Origin of the sequence: Actinacidiphila rubida (assembly GCF_900110255.1) — a bacterium.
Taxonomy (GTDB): domain Bacteria; phylum Actinomycetota; class Actinomycetes; order Streptomycetales; family Streptomycetaceae; genus Actinacidiphila; species Actinacidiphila rubida.
In genome coordinates, this window is record NZ_FODD01000074.1 from 1 (window position 1) to 18583 (window position 18583).

Annotated in this window: 15 protein-coding genes; 11 read left to right on the forward strand and 4 right to left on the reverse strand. The window is 69.3% G+C overall.

From position 1 onward, the window contains the following. Positions 1-223: DNA-directed RNA polymerase subunit alpha C-terminal domain-containing protein (locus BMW99_RS37375; RefSeq protein ID WP_322900222.1), on the forward strand; the 223-nt coding region annotated here is incomplete at its 5' end. A 508-nt stretch (positions 224-731) separates the two neighbouring features. Here the strand turns inward: BMW99_RS37375 and BMW99_RS37380 are convergent. Then, positions 732-1397: a class I SAM-dependent methyltransferase gene (locus tag BMW99_RS37380; protein ID WP_069463718.1), complete on the reverse strand. Its 666-nt coding sequence runs from the start codon at positions 1395-1397 to the stop codon at positions 732-734. 214 nt (positions 1398-1611) lie between these two features. Here BMW99_RS37380 and BMW99_RS37385 point away from each other — a divergent pair, with 214 nt between their 5' ends. From BMW99_RS37385 to BMW99_RS37395, 3 genes are all read left to right on the forward strand, one after another. Beyond that, positions 1612-2982, forward strand: coding sequence for an MBL fold metallo-hydrolase (locus BMW99_RS37385; protein WP_069463719.1), 1371 nt, complete (start codon positions 1612-1614; stop codon positions 2980-2982). A gap of 65 nt (positions 2983-3047) precedes the next feature. Further along, positions 3048-3407 (forward strand): rhodanese-like domain-containing protein, encoded by a 360-nt coding sequence (locus tag BMW99_RS37390; protein WP_069463720.1) that lies wholly within the window; start codon positions 3048-3050, stop codon positions 3405-3407. Further along, positions 3404-4147, forward strand: a complete 744-nt coding sequence (locus tag BMW99_RS37395) for a sulfite exporter TauE/SafE family protein (RefSeq protein WP_069463721.1) — start codon at positions 3404-3406, stop codon at positions 4145-4147. The genes BMW99_RS37390 and BMW99_RS37395 overlap by 4 nt, the downstream gene beginning before the upstream one ends. Positions 4148-4224: 77 nt before the next feature. Here BMW99_RS37395 and BMW99_RS37400 read toward each other — a convergent pair whose 3' ends face one another. Continuing rightward, a complete protein-coding gene (locus BMW99_RS37400) occupies positions 4225-4503 on the reverse strand; it encodes a metal-sensitive transcriptional regulator (RefSeq protein ID WP_019548565.1) in 279 nt (92 codons plus the stop codon). Between the two features lie 71 nt (positions 4504-4574). Between BMW99_RS37400 and BMW99_RS37405 the strand changes: the two genes are divergently transcribed. Next, positions 4575-5144 (forward strand): rhodanese-like domain-containing protein, encoded by a 570-nt coding sequence (locus BMW99_RS37405; RefSeq protein WP_069463722.1) that lies wholly within the window; start codon positions 4575-4577, stop codon positions 5142-5144. A 112-nt stretch (positions 5145-5256) separates the two neighbouring features. Here BMW99_RS37405 and merB read toward each other — a convergent pair whose 3' ends face one another. Together merB and BMW99_RS37415 are read right to left on the reverse strand one after the other, a co-directional pair. After that, positions 5257-5448: an organomercurial lyase gene (gene merB, locus BMW99_RS37410; protein ID WP_176735489.1), complete on the reverse strand. Its 192-nt coding sequence runs from the start codon at positions 5446-5448 to the stop codon at positions 5257-5259. Between the two features lie 99 nt (positions 5449-5547). Next, positions 5548-7329, reverse strand: coding sequence for an LCP family protein (locus BMW99_RS37415; protein WP_245791785.1), 1782 nt, complete (start codon positions 7327-7329; stop codon positions 5548-5550). Between the two features lie 785 nt (positions 7330-8114). Here BMW99_RS37415 and BMW99_RS37420 point away from each other — a divergent pair. From BMW99_RS37420 to BMW99_RS37445, 6 genes are all read left to right on the forward strand, one after another. Beyond that, a complete protein-coding gene (locus BMW99_RS37420) occupies positions 8115-9008 on the forward strand; it encodes a hypothetical protein (protein ID WP_141726235.1) in 894 nt (297 codons plus the stop codon). Positions 9009-9485: 477 nt separating this feature from the next. Next, on the forward strand, positions 9486-15032 hold the full coding sequence (locus BMW99_RS37425) for an RHS repeat-associated core domain-containing protein (protein ID WP_141726236.1): 5547 nt from the start codon (positions 9486-9488) through the stop codon (positions 15030-15032). A 116-nt stretch (positions 15033-15148) separates the two neighbouring features. After that, positions 15149-16267 (forward strand): beta propeller repeat protein, encoded by a 1119-nt coding sequence (locus tag BMW99_RS37430; protein WP_069464884.1) that lies wholly within the window; start codon positions 15149-15151, stop codon positions 16265-16267. A gap of 809 nt (positions 16268-17076) precedes the next feature. Beyond that, positions 17077-17604 carry a SigE family RNA polymerase sigma factor gene (locus tag BMW99_RS37435; protein ID WP_069464885.1) on the forward strand — a complete coding sequence of 176 codons (528 nt, stop codon included), beginning with the start codon at positions 17077-17079 and terminating at the stop codon, positions 17602-17604. Next, entirely contained in the window at positions 17601-18260 is a 660-nt protein-coding gene (locus BMW99_RS37440) for a hypothetical protein (protein ID WP_069464886.1), read from the forward strand. Before BMW99_RS37435 ends, BMW99_RS37440 begins: the two co-directional genes overlap by 4 nt. 104 nt (positions 18261-18364) lie before the next feature. Next, positions 18365-18583: transposase (locus tag BMW99_RS37445; RefSeq protein ID WP_075018350.1), on the forward strand; the 219-nt coding region annotated here is incomplete at its 3' end.

Below are 18583 nucleotides of genomic sequence, written 5' to 3' on the forward strand. Positions count from 1 at the left end.
GGGCATCCACTCCGTGGGTGAGCTCGTCGCCCGTTCCGAGGCCGACCTGCTCGACATCCGCAACTTCGGTGCGAAGTCGATCGACGAGGTCAAGGTGAAGCTGGCCGGCATGGGCCTGGGCTTCAAGGACAGCCCGCCCGGATTCGACCCGACCGCCGCGGCCGACGCCTTCGGCGCGGACGACGACGGCGATGAGGGCTTCGTGGAGACCGAGCAGTACTGAACGCTGCGCCGGGTCACGCGGAGCCCGGAGTCGCCTCCCGGTGCCCACCGCCAGTCAGGCAAACGACCACGACGCGCGGGCCGTGTAAGCGGCCCGCGGCAGTCGTGCCCTTGCACAGATGGCCGGGCCCGTGGAACAACGACCACGACACGGCAACGCCGCGCGACAACCACAGCCGCACCGCCGACACCAAGTCCTGGGGCTATCGCCACCACCGCTGAACCACTCCGCGGGTGGCCGGCCCCAGGCCGGCCGCTCAAGCGGCCCCGCCGCCGCGCCTCCCATGGGCAGCGGCGGGGTGTCGTCAGCGCGAGTCCGGTGATCGAGCGGCCGGGGTCGGGCCGGAGGTCGTGTGCGGCGGTCAGGCCCTCGTTGGTGCCGACGACGATGAGTTCGCGGGTGCACTCCGCGAGGGCGGCGAAGACGTGGAAGACGGCCCTGCTCTCGCACAGCCACGGCGAAGTGACATGTAGCGCTCTGTAACCCACTTGGCCTCGTTTCGCTTCGGTCATCTCGGCAGGCATTGGGTGACGCGCCACAAGCGGCGGGGCAGCTCGCCTTCCTCGAAGGGATGGATCTCCTGGAGTGTCCAGCCTTCGGCCAGGGAGTCGACCAGTTCGCGTGGGAAGAAGTGCACGGCGAAGCCGCCGTGCTCGTGGATGTCGTCGCCGTGGGCGGTGCCGGTGCCGTAGTGGGCGTCGCCGGTGTGCCGCACGGTGTAGACGAAGCTGCCGCCGGGCCGCAGGACGCGGCGTACCTCGCTGACCAGGGCGCGGATCTCCTCGGTGGTGAGGGCCATGCACAGCAGCATGTGGGCGAAGACCGCGTCCACCGAGGCGTCCGCGAGGGGGAGCGGCTCACGGACGTCGTACAGGATCGTGGTGATCTGCTCCGCCAGGCGTTGCTCCTGAGCGTGTTCGTGCAGTTGCTCCAGGGCGGTGGCGGAGAAGTCGGCGGCCTGGACGGTGAAGCCGGACCGGGCGAGGAACAGGGTGTCGCGGCCATGTCCGGCGCCGAGCTCGAGGGCGTTCTTGGCTCCGGCCGCGTGGAACGTCTTTGCGGCGTGGACGGCCGGGGCGGACGGCTGGTCTCCGTACATGCCGGGGTGGGCGGCATAGGTGTGCTGCCAGTGCCGGCGCTGTGCGTCAGACAGGCCGTACTTCGGGATCGTCATGTGGTGCAGGTCCCTTTCCGCTCAGTGGCACTCCAGGCGGCCCGGGCTTCAGCGGTCCCGTCGGTGGGAGGGGCCGGGCAGACCGATGGGCCGGGCGTGTGATCCGCCCAGGTGAAACAGGCCGCTCACTCCTCCAGGATACCCCCCCGGGTATCTCTGCTACGGTTGAGGCCGAGATACCCCGGGGGGTAATTATCGTGTGAGGGAGAGTGCCGTGTTCTTTGCCGACATCCTGGAGACCGAAGGTCTGGGCAACCGCAGCTACCTGGCCGGCGGCGGCCAGGCGGCGGTCGTGGTGGATCCGCCGCGAGACATCGACCGGGTGATCGCGGCAGCGGCTCGGCGCGGGGTGAGGATCGTGGCGGTCGCCGAGACGCACGTGCACAACGACTACGTGACCGGCGGCCTGGAACTGGCCCGGCTGACCGGCGCCCGCTACCTGGTGCCCGCCGGGGCCTCGGTCGCCTACGCCCGTGTCCTGGTGGCGGACGGCGACAGGGAGACGATCGACGAGGGCCTGGTGCTGCGGGCCGTGGCCACTCCCGGTCACACCCCGCACCACACCTCCTACGTACTGGAGGAGGGCAGTCGGGCCGTCGCCGCGTTCACCGGCGGCTCGCTGCTGATCGGCAGCGTCGGTCGCCCCGACCTGGTGGAACCGCGGCTCACCGAGCAGCTGGCCCGGGCCCAGCACGCCTCCGCCCACCTCCTCGCCACTGAGCTGGCCGACGAGGTGGCGGTGATGCCAACGCACGGGTTCGGCAGCTTCTGCTCCGCCGCCCAGGCCGAGAGCGACCACAGCACCATCGGCGCGGAGAAGACATCCAACCCTGCGCTGCTGAAGGACGTGGAGACGTTCGTCAAGGAGCTGCTGGCCGGCCTGGACGACGTCCCGGCCTACTACGCGCATATGGGCCCAGCCAACTCAGCCGGCCCTGCTCCGGTGGACCTGACCGCGCCGCAAAGGGCCGACGCCGAGGAGATCGCGCGTCGCCTGGCCGCCGGTGAGTGGGTCGTCGACCTGCGCAACCGTGTCGCGTTCTCGGAAGGACACGTCGCGGGCTCGTTCAACTTCGAGGTCGACGGTCAGCTGGCCACCTACCTCGCGTGGATGATGCCGTGGGGCAAACCGGTCGTCCTGCTCGCGGAGACTGCCGACGACATCACCCGGGCCCAGCGCGAGCTCGCCCGGGTGGGCATCGACCGTCTGGCCGCTGGGGCCGTCGGCTCGCCGGCGGAGTGGACCGGCGAGACGCCGCTCGCCTCCTTCCCACGAGCCACGTTCGCCGACCTGGCCGCCGCCCGTAAGCGGGGCGCGGAACTGGTGATCCTGGACGTCCGCCGGGACGGCGAGCGGTCGCCGGGGTGGATCGAGGGCAGCGTGCACATCCCGATCCACCAGATCCACCAGCGAATGGACGAAGTGCCCGCCGGGACCGTGTGGGTGCACTGCGCGGGCGGCATGCGCGCGGCGATCGCCGCGTCCGTCCTCGACTCCGCCGGACGTGACGTCGTGGCCGTCGACGACGGCTACGACGCGGCCGCCGACGCCGGTCTCACCCTCGTCACGCCCGCCCAGCACTGACCGCACCATCTGACCCCGCCGGCCGCTCGGGCCGGCCCGGGGCCAGAGGCACCAGAGGACACATCATGCCCCAGCCCCAGAGCGGCCCCGGCCGCATCACACCAGCGCAGGCCCATCGAGCCGTCGAGGACGGTTCGGCGCTGCTCATCGACGTCCGCGAGGAAACCGAGTTCCGGGCCGGTCACGCACCCGGCGCCACATTCTTGCCGCTGTCACGTCTCGCCCAGGGCGAGGGCCTGCCCGGCCCCGGAGACGGCCGTAGCCTGATGCTGATCTGCCGCTCCGGCAACCGCTCCCAGCAGGCCGCACGCCTGCTCACCGAGCGCGGTGTAGCGGCGGTCGACGTCCTGGGCGGCATGCGCGACTGGGCCGCCCTCGGGCTGCCCGTACACGACGCCGACGGAGCGGCGGGCACCGTCATATGACCGCGGTCCTCCTCGCCCTGCTCGCCGGGGCGCTGGTCGGTCTGGCACTGGGCTCGCTCGGGGCAGGCGGCAGCATCATCACCGTCCCCGCCCTGATCTACCTGCTCGGCTTCAGCCCGGCCGAAGCCACCACCGCCAGCCTGATCATCGTGATCGTCACCTCGCTGACCGCACTGGTAGCCCACACCCGCGCCGGGGCCGTGCGCTGGCGGGCCGGGCTGCTGTTCGCCGCGGCCGGGCTGCCGCCCGCCGCCGTCGCCGGCATCCTGTCCGCCCGCATTCCCGCCACCATGCTGACCCTGGCCTTCGCGGCCCTGGCCGTACTGGCCGGCCTGCGGATGCTGCGCCGCCGCACACCGGCGCAGAGCGCGACGGTCTCCGCCCCACGGGCGACGGGCGCCGGGGCCGGACTGGGGGCGGTGACCGGCCTTCTGGGGGTCGGCGGAGGCTTCCTCGCCGTGCCCGCGCTGGTGGCCGTGCTGGCCGTGCCGATGAGTGCGGCCGTCGGCACGAGCCTGCTGGTCATCATCGCCAACGCGCTGGTCGCCCTCGCGGCCCGTGCGACCACCGACGTCCAACTGGACTGGGCCCTGATCCTGCCCTTCATGGCGACCGCCGTGCTGGGTGCCTGGGACGGCAAACGGCTCAGCGCCAAGATCGCCCCCGCCGCCCTGCAGCGCGTGTTCGGCACCCTGCTGCTGACGGTGGCCGCTGCGATGGCGATCGGCGCCATGGCGTGAAACGCACCTGAGGCCTGCTACGGACGCCCGCGCAACGGACGCCCACAGCAGGCCCCACCGGGCGTCAGCACCCACCGCTAGGCAAGCGACAAGAACAGCTTCTCCAGCCGGGCCCGCATCTGCGCGGAATCCCGGACCTCCGGGTCCTCACTGGTCATGCACTGCTGCAGGCCCGTCGCGATGATCGAGAACCCGGCCCGGTCCAGCGCCTTCGAGACCGCAGACAACTGCGTGACGACGTCCTCGCAGTCCCGGCCCTCCTCGATCATCTTGATCACACCAGCCAGCTGACCCTGCGCCCGCCGCAACCGGTTCAGCGCCGACTTGAGTTCTTCAGCGCTCATGTCGAGTTGCACACCATCCTCCTCAAATACCCCCGCGGGTATCTTACCGTGGGGGTGACCCGCCCAGAAAGGCATCCGCTTTCGTGACCACCACCACACTGACCCCCGCCCAGGCCATCGCGCGCCTCAGTGAGTCCACCGTCGTCGACGTCCGCAGCCCCGGCGAGTACGCCAGCGGCCACCTGCCCGGCGCCCACAACATCCCCCTCGACCGTCTGAACGAGGCCGCCGACGCCCTGCGCGCCGCCGCCCGCCGCGCGCCCCTGCTGATGGTGTGCGCCTCCGGCGCCCGCTCCGCCAAGGGCTGCGCGCAGCTGGGCTCCCTCGGCATAGAGGCCGCCACCCTGGAAGGCGGCACCAGCGCGTGGGCCGCCGCCGGGAACCCGGTCGAGCATCCGGTCGGCGCCCGCAACATCTGGCCCATGGACCGCCAGGTCCGCCTCGCCGCCGGCTCGCTGGTCCTGGTCGGCTCCGTCGCCGGTCTGACCTGGTCACCCGCCCACTGGCTCTCCGGCGCGATCGGCGCGGGCCTCCTCTTCTCCGGCGTGACCAACGCCTGCGGCATGGCCGCGATCCTGGGCAAGCTCCCGTACAACCGCGCCGCCAAGGGAGCCGCGACGTTCGAGCAGACCCTGCGGCGCGTGGCCCCCTAACCGGCTACCGCGAGGCGACACACCGCTGAGCCGCCCGGTGTCATGCCGAAAGCGACAAGTAGCTCAGCGTGACAACCGCAGCTCTCTGCAACCGCCTGCTCGGTCTCCTGGGCTACTGGGCAGGGGCGGTCAGCAGCGGGCTGAAGATTTCCGCACCCAGCCGCTCGGCTTCGACCTGGTCCAGGACGGCGCCGCTGAGGTCTGCCTGCCACCCGGTCCACTGCTCGGCGGTGGACCGGGTGGCGAAGAAGCGCAGGTAGCCGCGGCACACGGCGGCGGAGTGGCCTTCAGCGCGCTCCAACACGATCCGCTACCCGCTCAGACCGAGCTGGGCATGCGCTGGTAGGAGCAGCACGGTTGAGCTGGGGTGGGATGCGAGCGGCGTCTCGCCCGACCGCCGTGACTAGGGCGCTGAGTCCTTCACATTGGATGAGATGGCGTAGGCGTGGGTCGGTGACGTGGAGTGCGGCGGGTTCTCAGCCGTCGTGACGCGGCCGTTGGCGTCGACGCCGATCACGTCGTCGAACTTGCTGACCTTCGCGCAGGTGCCCTTGTCGCTGCCCAGTTGCGAGTTGGTGCCGTCGAGGGCGGACGTGCGCTGCGCGTCGGAGGCGTCCGTCTTCGCGCCGGGGAAGGTCGCGCCGGACGCCCAGTCGGAGCCCACGACCAGGACAATGCCCGTCGCCGACGCGCTCTGCCTGAGGTCCTTGGCGGGTATGCCCAGCGCCTGAGCGACGGCCTGTGCCTGCGGCGACTGCCCGACGGGGTAGGTCAGGGAGGTGGTGGCCGTCGCCGTACCCGTGACGGCGGAGGTCTGCTTGCTGAAGCCCCGGTCGATGAGTGCGCCCGCCACCACCGTGGCGCGCTTGCCGACCAGCCGGCCGTCGACGGCTGCGCCGTTGCGCACCTGGACGGCGATCGAGGTCGGCTGCACGGTGGGCGTCGCGGAGGTCGGGGCAGACGGGGATGCGGTGGATTCCCCGCCGCTCGCGGTGGTCAACGACTGGTCGTCGGCGATCGTCCGGAACAGCGCCGACGCGCCCGGCTGCACCAGGTGCGTCTGCCAGACACCGTTGACTTTCGTGTCGGCGGTCTGGAGCGTGACGAACCTGACGCGGCTGGTGGGGACCTTGTTCAGGTCCGTGCCGAGCCCGATCAGCCTGGCGATGGGCCGCAGTGACTTGTCCACGGTCAGCTTGGTAGCCGCGTTCGCGACCTTCCACAACTTGGTGGGGCTGGTGAGCGTCCCGTCGTCCTTGAGCTTGTTCAGCAGCGCGGTGAGGAAGACGTGCTGGCCCCCAGTGCGGCCACGGCTGTCGCTGGAGTCCCCGAAGCCGTGCCTGGTGCGCAGGAACTCCAGCGCCGCGGTGCCCTGAAGGACGTGCGAGCCCTTCTTGAGCTTGAGGTGGCTGTAGGGGTCGTAGACGTCGGCGTCGACGCACACCCTGACGCCGCCGACCGCGTTCGACATGTCCACCACGCCGGAGAAGTCGACCATCATGAAGTGGTCGATGGGTATTCCGGTCAGCTCGTGGACGGCGACCACGCTGCAGCCGGGGCCGCCAGCGAGCGCCGCGTTGATCATCGTGTTGTGCTGCGGCCCCATGGCCTGGTGGCCGTCGTCGTGGCAGCCGCTCCAGTTCGCGCGCAGGTCGCGGGGCACGCTCATCACCGTCGCGTTGGAGCGGTCGGCGGATATGTGGACGACCATCTCCACGTCCGCCCGCTGCCCGCCGGCCTGTTTGCAGGCACCGCCGAGCTTGCAGTCCTTGGTGCTGGTGCGGCCGTCGGATCCGATGACCAGGATGTTGATGGGCGTGCGCCCGAAGGCGTCCGGCTTCTCGTGGCCGGCGCCGTCCTTGCCGTTGGCCGACAGGTCGTCGGACTTGATGTTGCTGTTGAGCTTCCAGTAGGTGTAGGCGGCCGCGCCGCCCGTCGCCAGCAGCACGAAGCCCATGGCCAGGCCCGCGATCTTCAGCGCCCGCCGGCCGCGCCGCTTCCCCCCGCCGCGTGCCGCTCGACGCGCTGCGGCCCGCCCGCCCGGCGCTTGTTGCGACCCGCTCCCGGGGGCCGCCCCGTCCGCGTGGTCCGGGGCGGCCCCCGGTGCGCTGGACCGGCCGTTGTGCGCGCCGGAACGACGCCGCGCGGTGCGGTGGCCCTGGTGACCGTGGGTGGGCTCGCTCAAGGCCGTCTCCCCTGCAACGTCGTACCCAGCTCGCGCCGGGATGGCCGAGTCGGTCTTCGCATGACGGTCGAAGATCCGGCCGGACGCCTCCCCGTCGCCGTGCACCGCCCGCGCCCACAACTCCCCGTCGGAGATCCCTCCCACGGGTGTGCCAGGCCCAGCGCCGTTCAGTTCCATGCACCGTATGTGTCCGGCACTCGACCAAAGGTTCCCAGCGAACTCACTCATTTTTTGATGCGACCATCACGTACGTCCCCGCAGACGCCGGAAATGCCCCGGGACAGCCGGTCAGAGGTGGGATGCCGGTGGGAGATACCGGGAGAATACCGGGCACCGCGCCGCGTCGACGCTGACCGGTCCGGGCCGGTGCCCGACCCGGTGAACGCCCAGGTCAGGCACCGGGCCTGGTCAACTCAAGGCGGCGGGCCAGGTGGCGGAGATATGCGGGTGGGGGCGTTGTCCGCAACGGGTGAGGCGGGTTGCTGCGTATTCAGCAAGCCACCTTCCGACCTCCGGGGGTCTCCTCACTCACCGGCTAGACGCGGCGGGAATCACCAGGACGACGATGGGGCGGCTATGAACTCGAGGACGCTCCCCGCGCCATCCTGCCGCGCACTACGCCAGTGCGCAGCGCGTCCGTGTCCTTGGTGACGTATCTGTGGTGGTTCCCGTCTCGTCGGGCGCCGGGCCACGTCACACTTCACCCACTGTTCGTTGCACTCGTGGGGGGGACCATGAGCCCGTCGGTCCAACAGATGCCAGGCTTGGATGACTGTGTTCACACCGTGGACTGGAATCCGATCGTCGCAGCGCAGTCCACGTCAACCTTCGCCGGCCTCTTCACCGGCTTCGTCTTCGCCAGCATCATCGTGATCCTCACCAACCGCGAGAAGATCGACAGCCACAACGGCGGCGCCGAGGCAGGCATGGCACTGCAGTTGCTCCTGTCTGCGTTCTTCGGGCTGGCGATCGTCGCATACCTCGACGGAGTGGTTCGCGGGGAGCAGGTGTGCCGTCGAGCGCAGACCGAGTCCGTGATCAACGGTGCTGCCCTGGCCGTGAGCGCCGTGATCGTGATGGTCGCGCTGAGTTGGGTCGTCTTAGCCTTCGACCGACACCATGACGGAGTCCTCACCTTCTTCCGGAGAGTCGTCGTCTTCGCCTCGCTCTTCGTGATCCTGATGCTGGTTGTGTCATCAAACGGCTTCCTCGACGGGACGTTGCCGGGGAGCCATGCCCATTCGAACAAGGCGATGTACGCGGTCGGCATTGCAGGGATGGTCATAGCGCTTGTGCATGCGCGATGGAGACGGCTCTACGCGCGATCAGCGAAGGGTGCCCAGGGGGCTTCGGAGGACATCAAGCGCATAACCAGGCGGGTCAAGATCGCGGCCTGGGGTAGCTTGACGCTGTGCGGTTCAGCCGCAGCGGCGTCCTCCTGGGCAGCAGGGCGATCCCTCTCGCACTGGGAGTCGATGCCCAAAGCCGTCGCGTATCCGGCGGCATGGCTTGCACTTGTGTTCCCGATCGGAGTCATCGTCTTGGCCGTGCGAGCGCTGGCGCACGTTGAGAAGGAGCCGCGTAGGGCCGCTACCGGTTCGGGAACGCCGATGTCCCCACCGCAGCAGCGGCAGGGGCCCGGGGAGGCGAGTGTCAGCGGGAGTTCCGGCGCTGGCTGAATCGGAGTCCGAACGGCCCGGGGCGGTGGGAACGGCGCGCTCGGTGCCGGCGGCACCGGCGGCGGCCCGGGCGCCTCCCTGACCCGTCTGCTCCGTCGCTGCTCGGGCAACGGCTTCTTTCTGGGCCCTGGCCGGCGACGCCGCCCCGGGCCAGGGCGGTCACCGCACCGTCCGGTACGAACGCAAAGGCACCGAAAGCGCTGACCAACGCCAGGCCCTGCCCCGCAATGCGGCCTCGGCAGCTTGGCACGAACCGTGCGTCACGACTGAAGCCGAACACGAATCCGCCCGCCGGCTTTCCGCTGGCCGCGGCGGGTGCGTAACACATTGAAGATCCTTTGCGCAATAAAGGGCGGAACCACCAGTCGGAAGCTTCGCTTGGCGATCTCGGAGGTTGCGTCGATGGGTCAGTATTTCCGATGGACTTTGCCGGTGAATCAAAGATCCGATAGCGGCTCCCGTCTCCGGGAGTATCGCGTGAGGACGAGCGCAATCCCTTTTCTGGCACTGGCACTGGCACTGGCGCTCGCGACGGCGCTCGTGCTCGTGGTGCAGCTTGCCACTCCGGTGCGCGCCTTGGCCGCGGCCCGCTCCAGCCACCCGGCGCAGAGCAGGAGCCATCCGGCGCGGAGCAAGACGCCGGCTGCACCCGCCGGTCGTGGGCCGGTCAGCAAGGCGCTGGCGGCCAGCGCGACGGCTCATCATGGGTATCCGAAGGGGACGCGTCCTCCGGTGGTGCCGCCGGGGATCAAGGCGGCCGGCAAGCAGTACAAGCTGTCGGCGCAGCAGTTGGCGGCGGCACCCAAGCCGGTGGCACCCAAGCCGGCGGTGACGGCGGTGAAGCCGGCAGTGACGGCGGCAACGGCGGGCGGCGCCACGAACCTGGTCTTACGGTCGGGGTTTGATTTCAACGACACGTCGCTGGTGCTGTATTTCGGCGCCACCGCGCCGGGGATTTCGAGTTGGCAGTCGTGGAAGGCGACGGTGTATGACCCGTCGACGGGCGCGGCGCAGGACTCGGTGGCGCTGAAGCCGTCGGATGCGGCGTTGTGCCAGGTGCCGGCGCAGTACTGCCGTAGTTTCGGTTCCGCGGACGGCTGGGCGCTCACGGGCGGCCACCAGTACTACGTGACGATCACAGTGACGTTCACCGATGGGACGACGGCGTTGTCGGCGGCGTCGGCGCAGGCGTCGGCGCGCACGGTGGCTGATCCGCCGCCGTTGCCCAGCGCTCAGGTCGCCGGCTGCAGCTGTGCCGATGTGCTGTTCCCGACCGGCGGCGGTCAGGTGGTGCGCGGCTCGGGGGTGAACACCGCGACCGGCGCGTTCTCGATGTCCGCGGACGATCTGCGGTTGGCCGGCTTCGGCGCGACGTTCGACGCCGCCCGCACCTACGCCTCAGACAACACGACCGCGGGGTCGATGGGCATCGGCTGGTCGTGGAGCTATGACATCAAGGTGATCCCGCCGGCTTCGGGCCAGACCTCGGTGACGGTCCGGGCCGAAGACGGCGCGCAGGCCGTCTACACCGCAGGATCCGGTGCGGCCTACAACCGGCCGGTGGGTGTGCGGGCCAATCTGAGCGCGGTCTCCGGCGGCGGCTGGAAGCTCGTCACCCCGGATCAGACCTCTTACACGTTCGACACCACAGGTCGGCTCGTCTCCGTTCTCGACACCCACGGCAACGGCGTGAAGCTCGCCTACACGTCGTCGGCGATCACCCTCACCGACGCAGCGGGCCGGGTCGTCACCGGCGCCTTGAACAGCTCCGGGCTGCTGACCAGCCTGACCCTGCCGGACAGGCGGAAGGTCAGCTTCACCTACACCGGCAACCTGCTCACCGCGGCCACCGACGCCGCCGGCAACACCTGGACGTTCGGCTACACCAACGGTCTGTTGACCACCCTCGTCGACCCGACAGGGGTGACCCAGCTGACCAACACCTACTCGGGCAACCGAGTGGTCAAGCAGGTCGACGCGTCCGGTGCGGCGACCACCTTCGCCTGGGACGCCACCAACCAGGAGTCGACCACCACGGATCCGGACGGGGTGCCCTACTACGACGGGTACCGCGGCAATTCGTGGGTGTACTCGCAGAACGGCAACGGCGACACCGCCAATCAGCGCTACGACAACGAGATCAACGCTGATCTGTTCGTCGACCCCGAGGGCAACCAGACCATCAAGGCATACGACGCGTCGAGCAATCTGACCTCGATGACCGCGGCGGACCCGTTCGACTTCCAGGTGTCCAACACCTACGACGCGAGCAACAACCTCACGACGCACACCGACGCGCTGGGCCACACCTCGCGGTTCGGCTACACGTCGCTCGACGAGCTGTCCTCGGTCGTGGCGCCCGCCGGAGACGACACCACCTTCACCTACGACAGCCGCGGCTTGGTCACCTCGATGACCGATCCGCGGGGCAAGACCACCGGTCTGGCCTACGACTCCTCGGGCAACCTGATCTCGCAGACCACGCCTATGGGGGAGAAGAGCACCTACACCTACGACGCGTCGGGCCGCATGCTCACCGCGGTCGACCCGCGGGGCAACCTGTCCGGCGCCACCGCGCTGAATTTCACCACCACCTACGGCTACGACAACCTGGACCGGGTGACGTCGGTGCTGGCGCCGCGTAAAGCGCATCCCAGCACCACCAGCTACAACAGCCGCGGCGAGGTGACGGGCACCGCCGATCCGCTGAGCCACTCGTCGTCGTACACCTACGACAGCGTGCTCGGCAGGACCGCGACGACGACCGACCCCAACGGCGGTATCACCAGCTACACCTACACGACGGCGGGCCGGCAGGCGTCGGTCACCGACCCGGTCGGTGACAAGACCACGATGACCTACGACAGCCGAGGCAACGTCTCGACGGTCACCTCACCCGGAGGCAACGTTCCCGGCGCCAACGCGGCCGACTTCACCACCACCTACACCTACGACTTCAACGAGAACCGGGTGCGCACCAGCCATCCGTATCCGGGCGGCGGCACCATCACCAGGGACACCCGCTTCGACCAGCTCAACCGGGGCACCAGCAGCATCGACCCGCTGGGCAACACCACCACGACCACCTACGACAACAACGGCAATGTCACATCGGTGGCCGACCCGCAGGGCGGAACGAGCAGCTACACCTATGACGCCAACGGCCGGCCGGTCGCGATGACCGCGCCCACCGGCGGCGGCTTCAGCGACGTCTATGACGCGGCCGGCAACATCATCAAATCCACCTCGCCCACCGGCGGGGTGTCCACCTTCACCTACAACGACGACGGCAAGGTGGCCACCGCGGTCGACCCGCGCGGCAACGCGTCCGGCGCCAACCCGGCGGATTACACGGCCGATTACGGCTATGACGCGGCTGGGAACCTCGCCTCGCTCACCGACCAGCTCGGCGCCAAGACCACGTTCACCTACGACTCGAACAACCGGGTCACCGCCGCCACCGACGCCAAGGGGCACGCGGTCACCTACAAGTACCTTGATGACAACACCATCCAGGCGGTGATCGGGCCGGACGGCAACACCAAGGCGGACACCACCTACTCCTACGACAACGTCGGCAACGTGGTGTCTCGCACGGATGCGGTCGGCAACACCCGGTACACGTACGACAAGCTCGGCCGCGTCGTCGACTACAAGAACCCGATCAATTTCGACACCCTGTTCACCTACGACGCCGAGGGCAACTTGGCCTCCAAGGTGCTGCCCGCCTACAACACCCCGGCCAGCGCCACCACCATCTCGTACAGCTACGACACCCTGGACCGGCTGACCAGTGAGAACGAGGCCGGCAACCTGGTCCACAACTGGGGTTTCGACGCCGACAACGACGTGACGAGCCTGGCCGACCCGTCCGGAGTCCGGAATCAGACCTTTGACAGCCTCGGCCGGCTGACCTCGGTCAGCCGCGGCGGCCAGAGTTTCAGCTACGGGTATGACTCCGACGGCAACGTTACGTCTCGTACCTGGCCGGACGGCACGACCCTGGAGAGCACGTACGACGCGGCCGACCAGCAGACCGGATTGACCGTCTCGGGCGGTCAGGCCGGCAGTACTGCCGCGTCCTACGGGTTCTCCTACGACCCGTCGGGGCGTCTGTCGCGAACCACCTACCCGACCGCGAACCACCTGACGACCGACCGCACCTACGACCGTGCGGGCCGGATATCGGATCTGAACAGCCACGACGATTCCGGCACGGTGGCCCGCTACCAGCTGACCCGCGACCCGGTCGGAAACCCGACCGGCATCACCACCACCCGCGGCGCCGCCAGCCAGCACGTCGCCTACACCTACGACGCGTTCGACCGGCTGACTGCCGCGTGCGTGGGCGCCGACTGCACCTCACCGACCGGGAAGACCGCCTACACCTACGACGGCGTGGGCAACCGGCTGTCGCAGACCCTGTCCGGCAGCGCCGGCAACAGCACCACCAGCTACACCTATGACTCGGCCAGCCAGCTCAACAGCTCTACCACGACCACCCCATCCGGCAGCACCCAGACCACCTACCTGTACGACAGGCCCGGCCACCTGGTGCAGGAAGGCAACGACACCTTCACCTACAACCTCGACGGGACCATGTCTTCGGCCACCGTCGGCGGCAACACCACCAACTACGCCTACGACGCGCAGGGCCTCCAACTGTCGGCCACCACCAATGCGGGGACCAGCAGCGCCCAGACCCGCAGCTGGCAGACCGACGTGAACGCCGGGCTGCCGCAGCTGGCCCTGGAGACCGACACCAGCGGCGGCACGAGCACCACCAAGGGCTTCCTGCAGGGGCCGGACTTCACCCCGGTGGGCCTGCTCACCGGCGGTTCGACTGACTCCTATGCGCCCGACACCGTCGACGGCGTCGCCAGTGTGCTCACCCCGTCCGGTACCACGGCTGCCGAATACGACTACGACCCGTTCGGCAACGCCCGCACCGACGGCACCGCGAGCGTCGTGCCGACCGTCGACAACCCGATCAAGTTCGCGGGCGGATATCAGGACAGCACCCTGGGCAATCGATACTCGTCGGTGGCTCGTGCCTACGACCCGTCCACCGGACGGTTCAACGGCGTGGACCCGGTCGGCCAGTCGGACCGCGAGCCGTCGGCGAGCCCGTACGCCTATGTGGCGGACCGGGCCACCAACTACCGTGACCCGTCCGGTGCCTGCAGCAGCGACCCCAACCACAATGCCGCTCAGGCATTGGCGTTGAAGCAGTTGGACGCGAACTACGGCTACGACAACGTCTACGCCGATTGCCCCAACTACCGGAAGCTGCTGCACGGCGGTCCGTTGCAGGTGGCCGCCACCCAGCCGGCTGCGAACCCGGACATCGTCGTCGGAATGCCCGGATTCACTTACCTCTATGAGGTCAAGCCCGCGTCCGACCAGCTCAGCGGCGCGTGGGTGGGCACCAAGAAAGGACCGAAGCAGCTGCCGCCGCGCCAAGAGCTCTGGTTCAGCCAGATGCTGCGCTACCTCTACGCGTTGCGGGCAGGCGGCTATCCGAACGTGCAGCCGGGCCCGGACATCCTCCCGGACAGTATGACCTACCCGGACGGAACCATCCTGACCATCTTCTCCGGATCCGATTGGGGCAAATACGCGGCGTCGGACCAGCGCGCGGCGACCTATGACAACACCGGCATCATCTACTACCGCACGATCAAGCCGCCGCGACGCCGGGCGCCCACCAAGCCGCCCGTGACGCCCGGAGCCCAGACGAAGCAGAACGACAAGGAGACGCCCAAGCAGGATCCGGCCGCTACCCCTACACAGGGACCAGCCGATCCGGGCGCGGTCTCCGAGGATTGGGCGGGCGATCTGATCACGCTGGGAGCCTCGTTCGCGATCGCCGCTGTGGTGGTAGCGCTGCTGCCCGAGGAAATCGTCGGCGGATTGCTCTTCGGGGGTGCCGAGTTGGCCGAGGAAGCCGGGATCCCGGGCGCCGCGACGGTGGTCAACGGCATAGAACAAGGAGCGAAGGATCTTTATGACCTAGTTGCTTGACGATTCCCTACACTGGGCGGCCGGGCCTTTCCGCGGGCCCGGCCGCCGCTTCACAGACAGGAGGCGGATCAGTGCAGGAGCCAGGCTGGCGGCCGACGCCGGGTGCGGGTGCACCAGTGGTGGTGGCCGCGGCGGAGGCGCGGCATGCGGAGACCGGGTTCCCGGTAGGGGATGCGGCGTTCGCCTCGCCGGACACGGGATGGGTGTTCGTCGGGGACGGGCTGACCGCGCGGTGCCGGGTGCTGTTCACGCAGGACGCCGGGGCGACCTGGCGTCCGCAGTTGGCGTGGCAGGGCCTGTTCTACGGTGGGCTGAACGTGTTCGACGGCAGGCAGGCCGCTTTTGCGTTGTCCGTATCGCAGAGTACTGATATCAACGGGTATCGGCCCGAACCGCATGGCCCTGATGATCCGTTCATCGGGCCTGACCCGTTCCTGGCCGGCACGCGTGATGCCGGGGCCACGTGGCGTCTTGTTCCGCTGCCACCCGCCTTCGGCAGCTACTTTCAGACGCCCGAGTGGATCTGGCTTAAACGCCATGTCCATGGCGCGGGCTTGATGGGGCGCTTCGACCTGCTGCGCACCGTTGACGGCGGCGTCACCTGGCAGCGTCGCGAGGGTACGGACAGCCTGTCGGCGATGAACTTGAGTTTCCAATCCGAGTGCGACGGATTGCTGATGGCGCCTTACGAAGGTGACTGGGCGGATTTGCTGTATCGGACGGAGGACGGCGGCGCCCGCTGGCAGCGGGAGGTGCTGGCGCGGCCGACGGGACTGCGCGGAAAACCGGGAGTGCGGCTCGATTCTGTGGTGCGTCGGGACGGCGGCCTGCTGTTGGTGCTGTGGGTGCAGTCCGATTCCGGATCGGAGCGGCGACCGCCGTGGGAGGGCACCTACCTCTATGTGGAACGCGGCTCCGGCGAGCGTGGTTTCGACGGCCCGTACCGGTTGCCAGAGCCCGCGGTTCCTTCACGGTGGCCGCACGTGGTGGCTTGCGGTGCCGACGGCCGGCTCTGGGCGGGGTCCGGCCGGGAGGTCTTCGTCGCCGCCGATCCGGGGGGACCGTGGGAGCGCCACGATCTTCCGCTGCCGGAAGAGCAGCACGTCTTCCGGATCGACCCGGTCGGTGACGGCGTGGTCTGGCTGGGCTCGACCAAGTTCAATGTCCTCGCGAATCCCAGCGGACAGCTGTACCGCAGCGCCGACGACGGCATGCATTGGCGTCGCTTGCTCTAGCGTGATCTTCAACCTGTGCGGCGGGGGCGTGGGGTGGGGCGGGTGTTCCTGCTGCCCGCCGCTGCTGGCGAGGGCCCACAATCCGGCCGGCAAACCGACCGCTTGGTCACCGCTCTCAATCGTCGTGTGGGGGCGGGCGGTTGTGGCCGACCTCTTCCGCGGTGACAGCGTGCCCGTCGTGCGCCCGGGACTCCCTTACCATCGCTCAGCAGACGCCCATGCGGTCTGCCATCTCGGAGTACCCGCTCACTGGCGTGGCTCAGGACTATGCAGTGTGGCTGCGGTGGGCCGGCGCCAAGGGGGCCCCGCCGCCGCCCAGCTGTACCGACGACGGGTAGTGGGCATTGGTGCCGCGGCTGACTGCGGTCGCTCTCGACTCCGCGGACAGGGCCAGCTGGCCGTCCCCATGGGGAGAGGTACGGCAGGGCCGTCCTGCCCGGTGACGGGGCTTCAGCTGTGCCGTGCCATCGCCGATCTGGCGAATGGGCCGCCGGAAGACTCGTCACTACCGCGCCCGCACTCCCTCAGCCGGGCGGCTCGGCCCACCGGCGAACCAGGAGGCTCTTCGTCGGCTGGTGGTACAGCGGCTGCGCGCCGCTGACGTGCGCAGATGACGGTTGTGGACGCTCAGGCGTCGCCGGTTGGCCCGGGGATGGTCCGGATCATGGTCCTCGGCCCCAGGCCGTGAGCGCGCATCGTGAAGCGGCGACGCACCAAAAGCTCGCGCGGGCCGGCGATGATCGGCTGCCGCACCCAGGACGCGCAGCGGGGGAGGTAAGTGTGTGGGGGTCCTGCGGCGTATAGGGGGTGTGGAGCAGTTGGAGTTCAGGGAGTTCTACCAGAGCGGCAGGGACGTCTGCCTGAGAGCGGTGCTGGTGAGCGTGGGGGATCGGCAGCTCGCCGAGGACCTGGTGGCCGAGGCGTTCACCCGGGCCTGGGCGTCCTGGCCGAAGGTCAGCCGGCATCCGGCGCCGCGCGCGTGGATCGTGCGCACGGCACTGAACGTCCGGGTGTCGTGGTGGAGGCGCAAACGCAACGAGGTCTGGCTGGAGGACGGCCCGCCCGAGGTGCCGGACCGGCGGGAAGCCGAGCCAGGCCTTGACCCCGCTCTCCTCGCCGTGTTGCGGCAACTGCCGCAGCGGCAGCGGGAAGTGATCGGCCTACGGGTCTTCCTCGATCTGGACACCAGGGCCACCGCCAAGGTGCTCGGGATCGCGGAGGGCACCGTCACCGCTCATCTGTCCCGAGCCGTCTCGGCGTTGCGCGCCCAACTCGTCACCGCCGATGACGGCACCACCCACGAAGGCACCACCCACGACCAGGAGGTCCGACCATGAGCGAGCACGAGGTGCTCGACGCGCTGAGGGATTCCCTCGACGACGTCACCATGTCCACGCCGGTGGAGCGCATCGAAGCCGCAGGCAGGACCCGCCGCCACCGGCGCCGCCTGGTCGGCACGGCCACCGCCGCGTCCGCGGTGGCTCTCGCGATCGCGGTACCCGTGCTGAGCAACCCTTCGACGGTTCCGCCGTCGGCCGCCGACAGCACGGGGGCAGGCTCGGTGCACGTCCAGACGGCCGCGTACACCATCGACACGAAGACGGACGGCACGCTCGTCGTCACCTGGGACAAGGCCGCGTACTTCAGGGACCACGCGGGCCTGGAACAGGCGCTGCGCAGCGCCGGGTTCCCGGTCCTGATCAAAGAGGGCGTGTTCTGCAAGGGACCGCACGACGACGGGAAGCTCAGTCCCAGCGGGTCCGGGCCCGGAGTCACCGACGTCATGAAGGGCAGCAGGGCCAGTGACGGCAAGGTGACGTTCACCTTCACCCCGGCCGCGATGCCCGCCGGGAAGCAGCTGTTCATCGGCTACCTCAACGCCGCGCAGCTGGCCTCCGTCCATATGAACCCCGGCTCCGTGGAGCGGATCGTGCCGGCACACGGGCCGCTGACGTGCACGAGCACGCCCCCGCCCGAGCACCACTACAACTGAGCCCACCGGTCTGGTGCAGGGTTGGGTGACAGGTTGACCTGCCCCACCTCTCAGGTTCCAGTTCTGGTGGCTAACTGACAGCCCTTCACGGAAGGCTGGCAGTCATGCCTCGTCCCTATCCTCCGGAGTTCCGAGCGCGTGCCGTCGCGCTGGTCCGCGCCGGCAAGCAAGCCAAACAGACGGCGGTGGAGCTCGGCATCCATCCCGTCACGTTGTCGAAGTGGTTGCGGCAGGACGACATCGACAACGGGCGGCGACCGGGAACGCCGTCGAGCGAGTCTGCTGCGTTGCGGGCCGCTCGCCGGCGGATTCATGAGCTGGAA

What these genes read in the sequence shown, in the direction of transcription:
- BMW99_RS37440 (WP_069464886.1), top strand. Translation starts at nt 17,601, where the DNA reads ATGAGCGAGCACGAGGTGCTCGACGCGCTGAGGGATTCCCTCGACGAC.
- BMW99_RS37395 (WP_069463721.1), top strand. Translation starts at nt 3,404, where the DNA reads ATGACCGCGGTCCTCCTCGCCCTGCTCGCCGGGGCGCTGGTCGGTCTG.
- BMW99_RS37390 (WP_069463720.1), top strand. Translation starts at nt 3,048, where the DNA reads ATGCCCCAGCCCCAGAGCGGCCCCGGCCGCATCACACCAGCGCAGGCC.
- BMW99_RS37380 (WP_069463718.1), bottom strand. Translation starts at nt 1,397, where the DNA reads ATGACGATCCCGAAGTACGGCCTGTCTGACGCACAGCGCCGGCACTGG.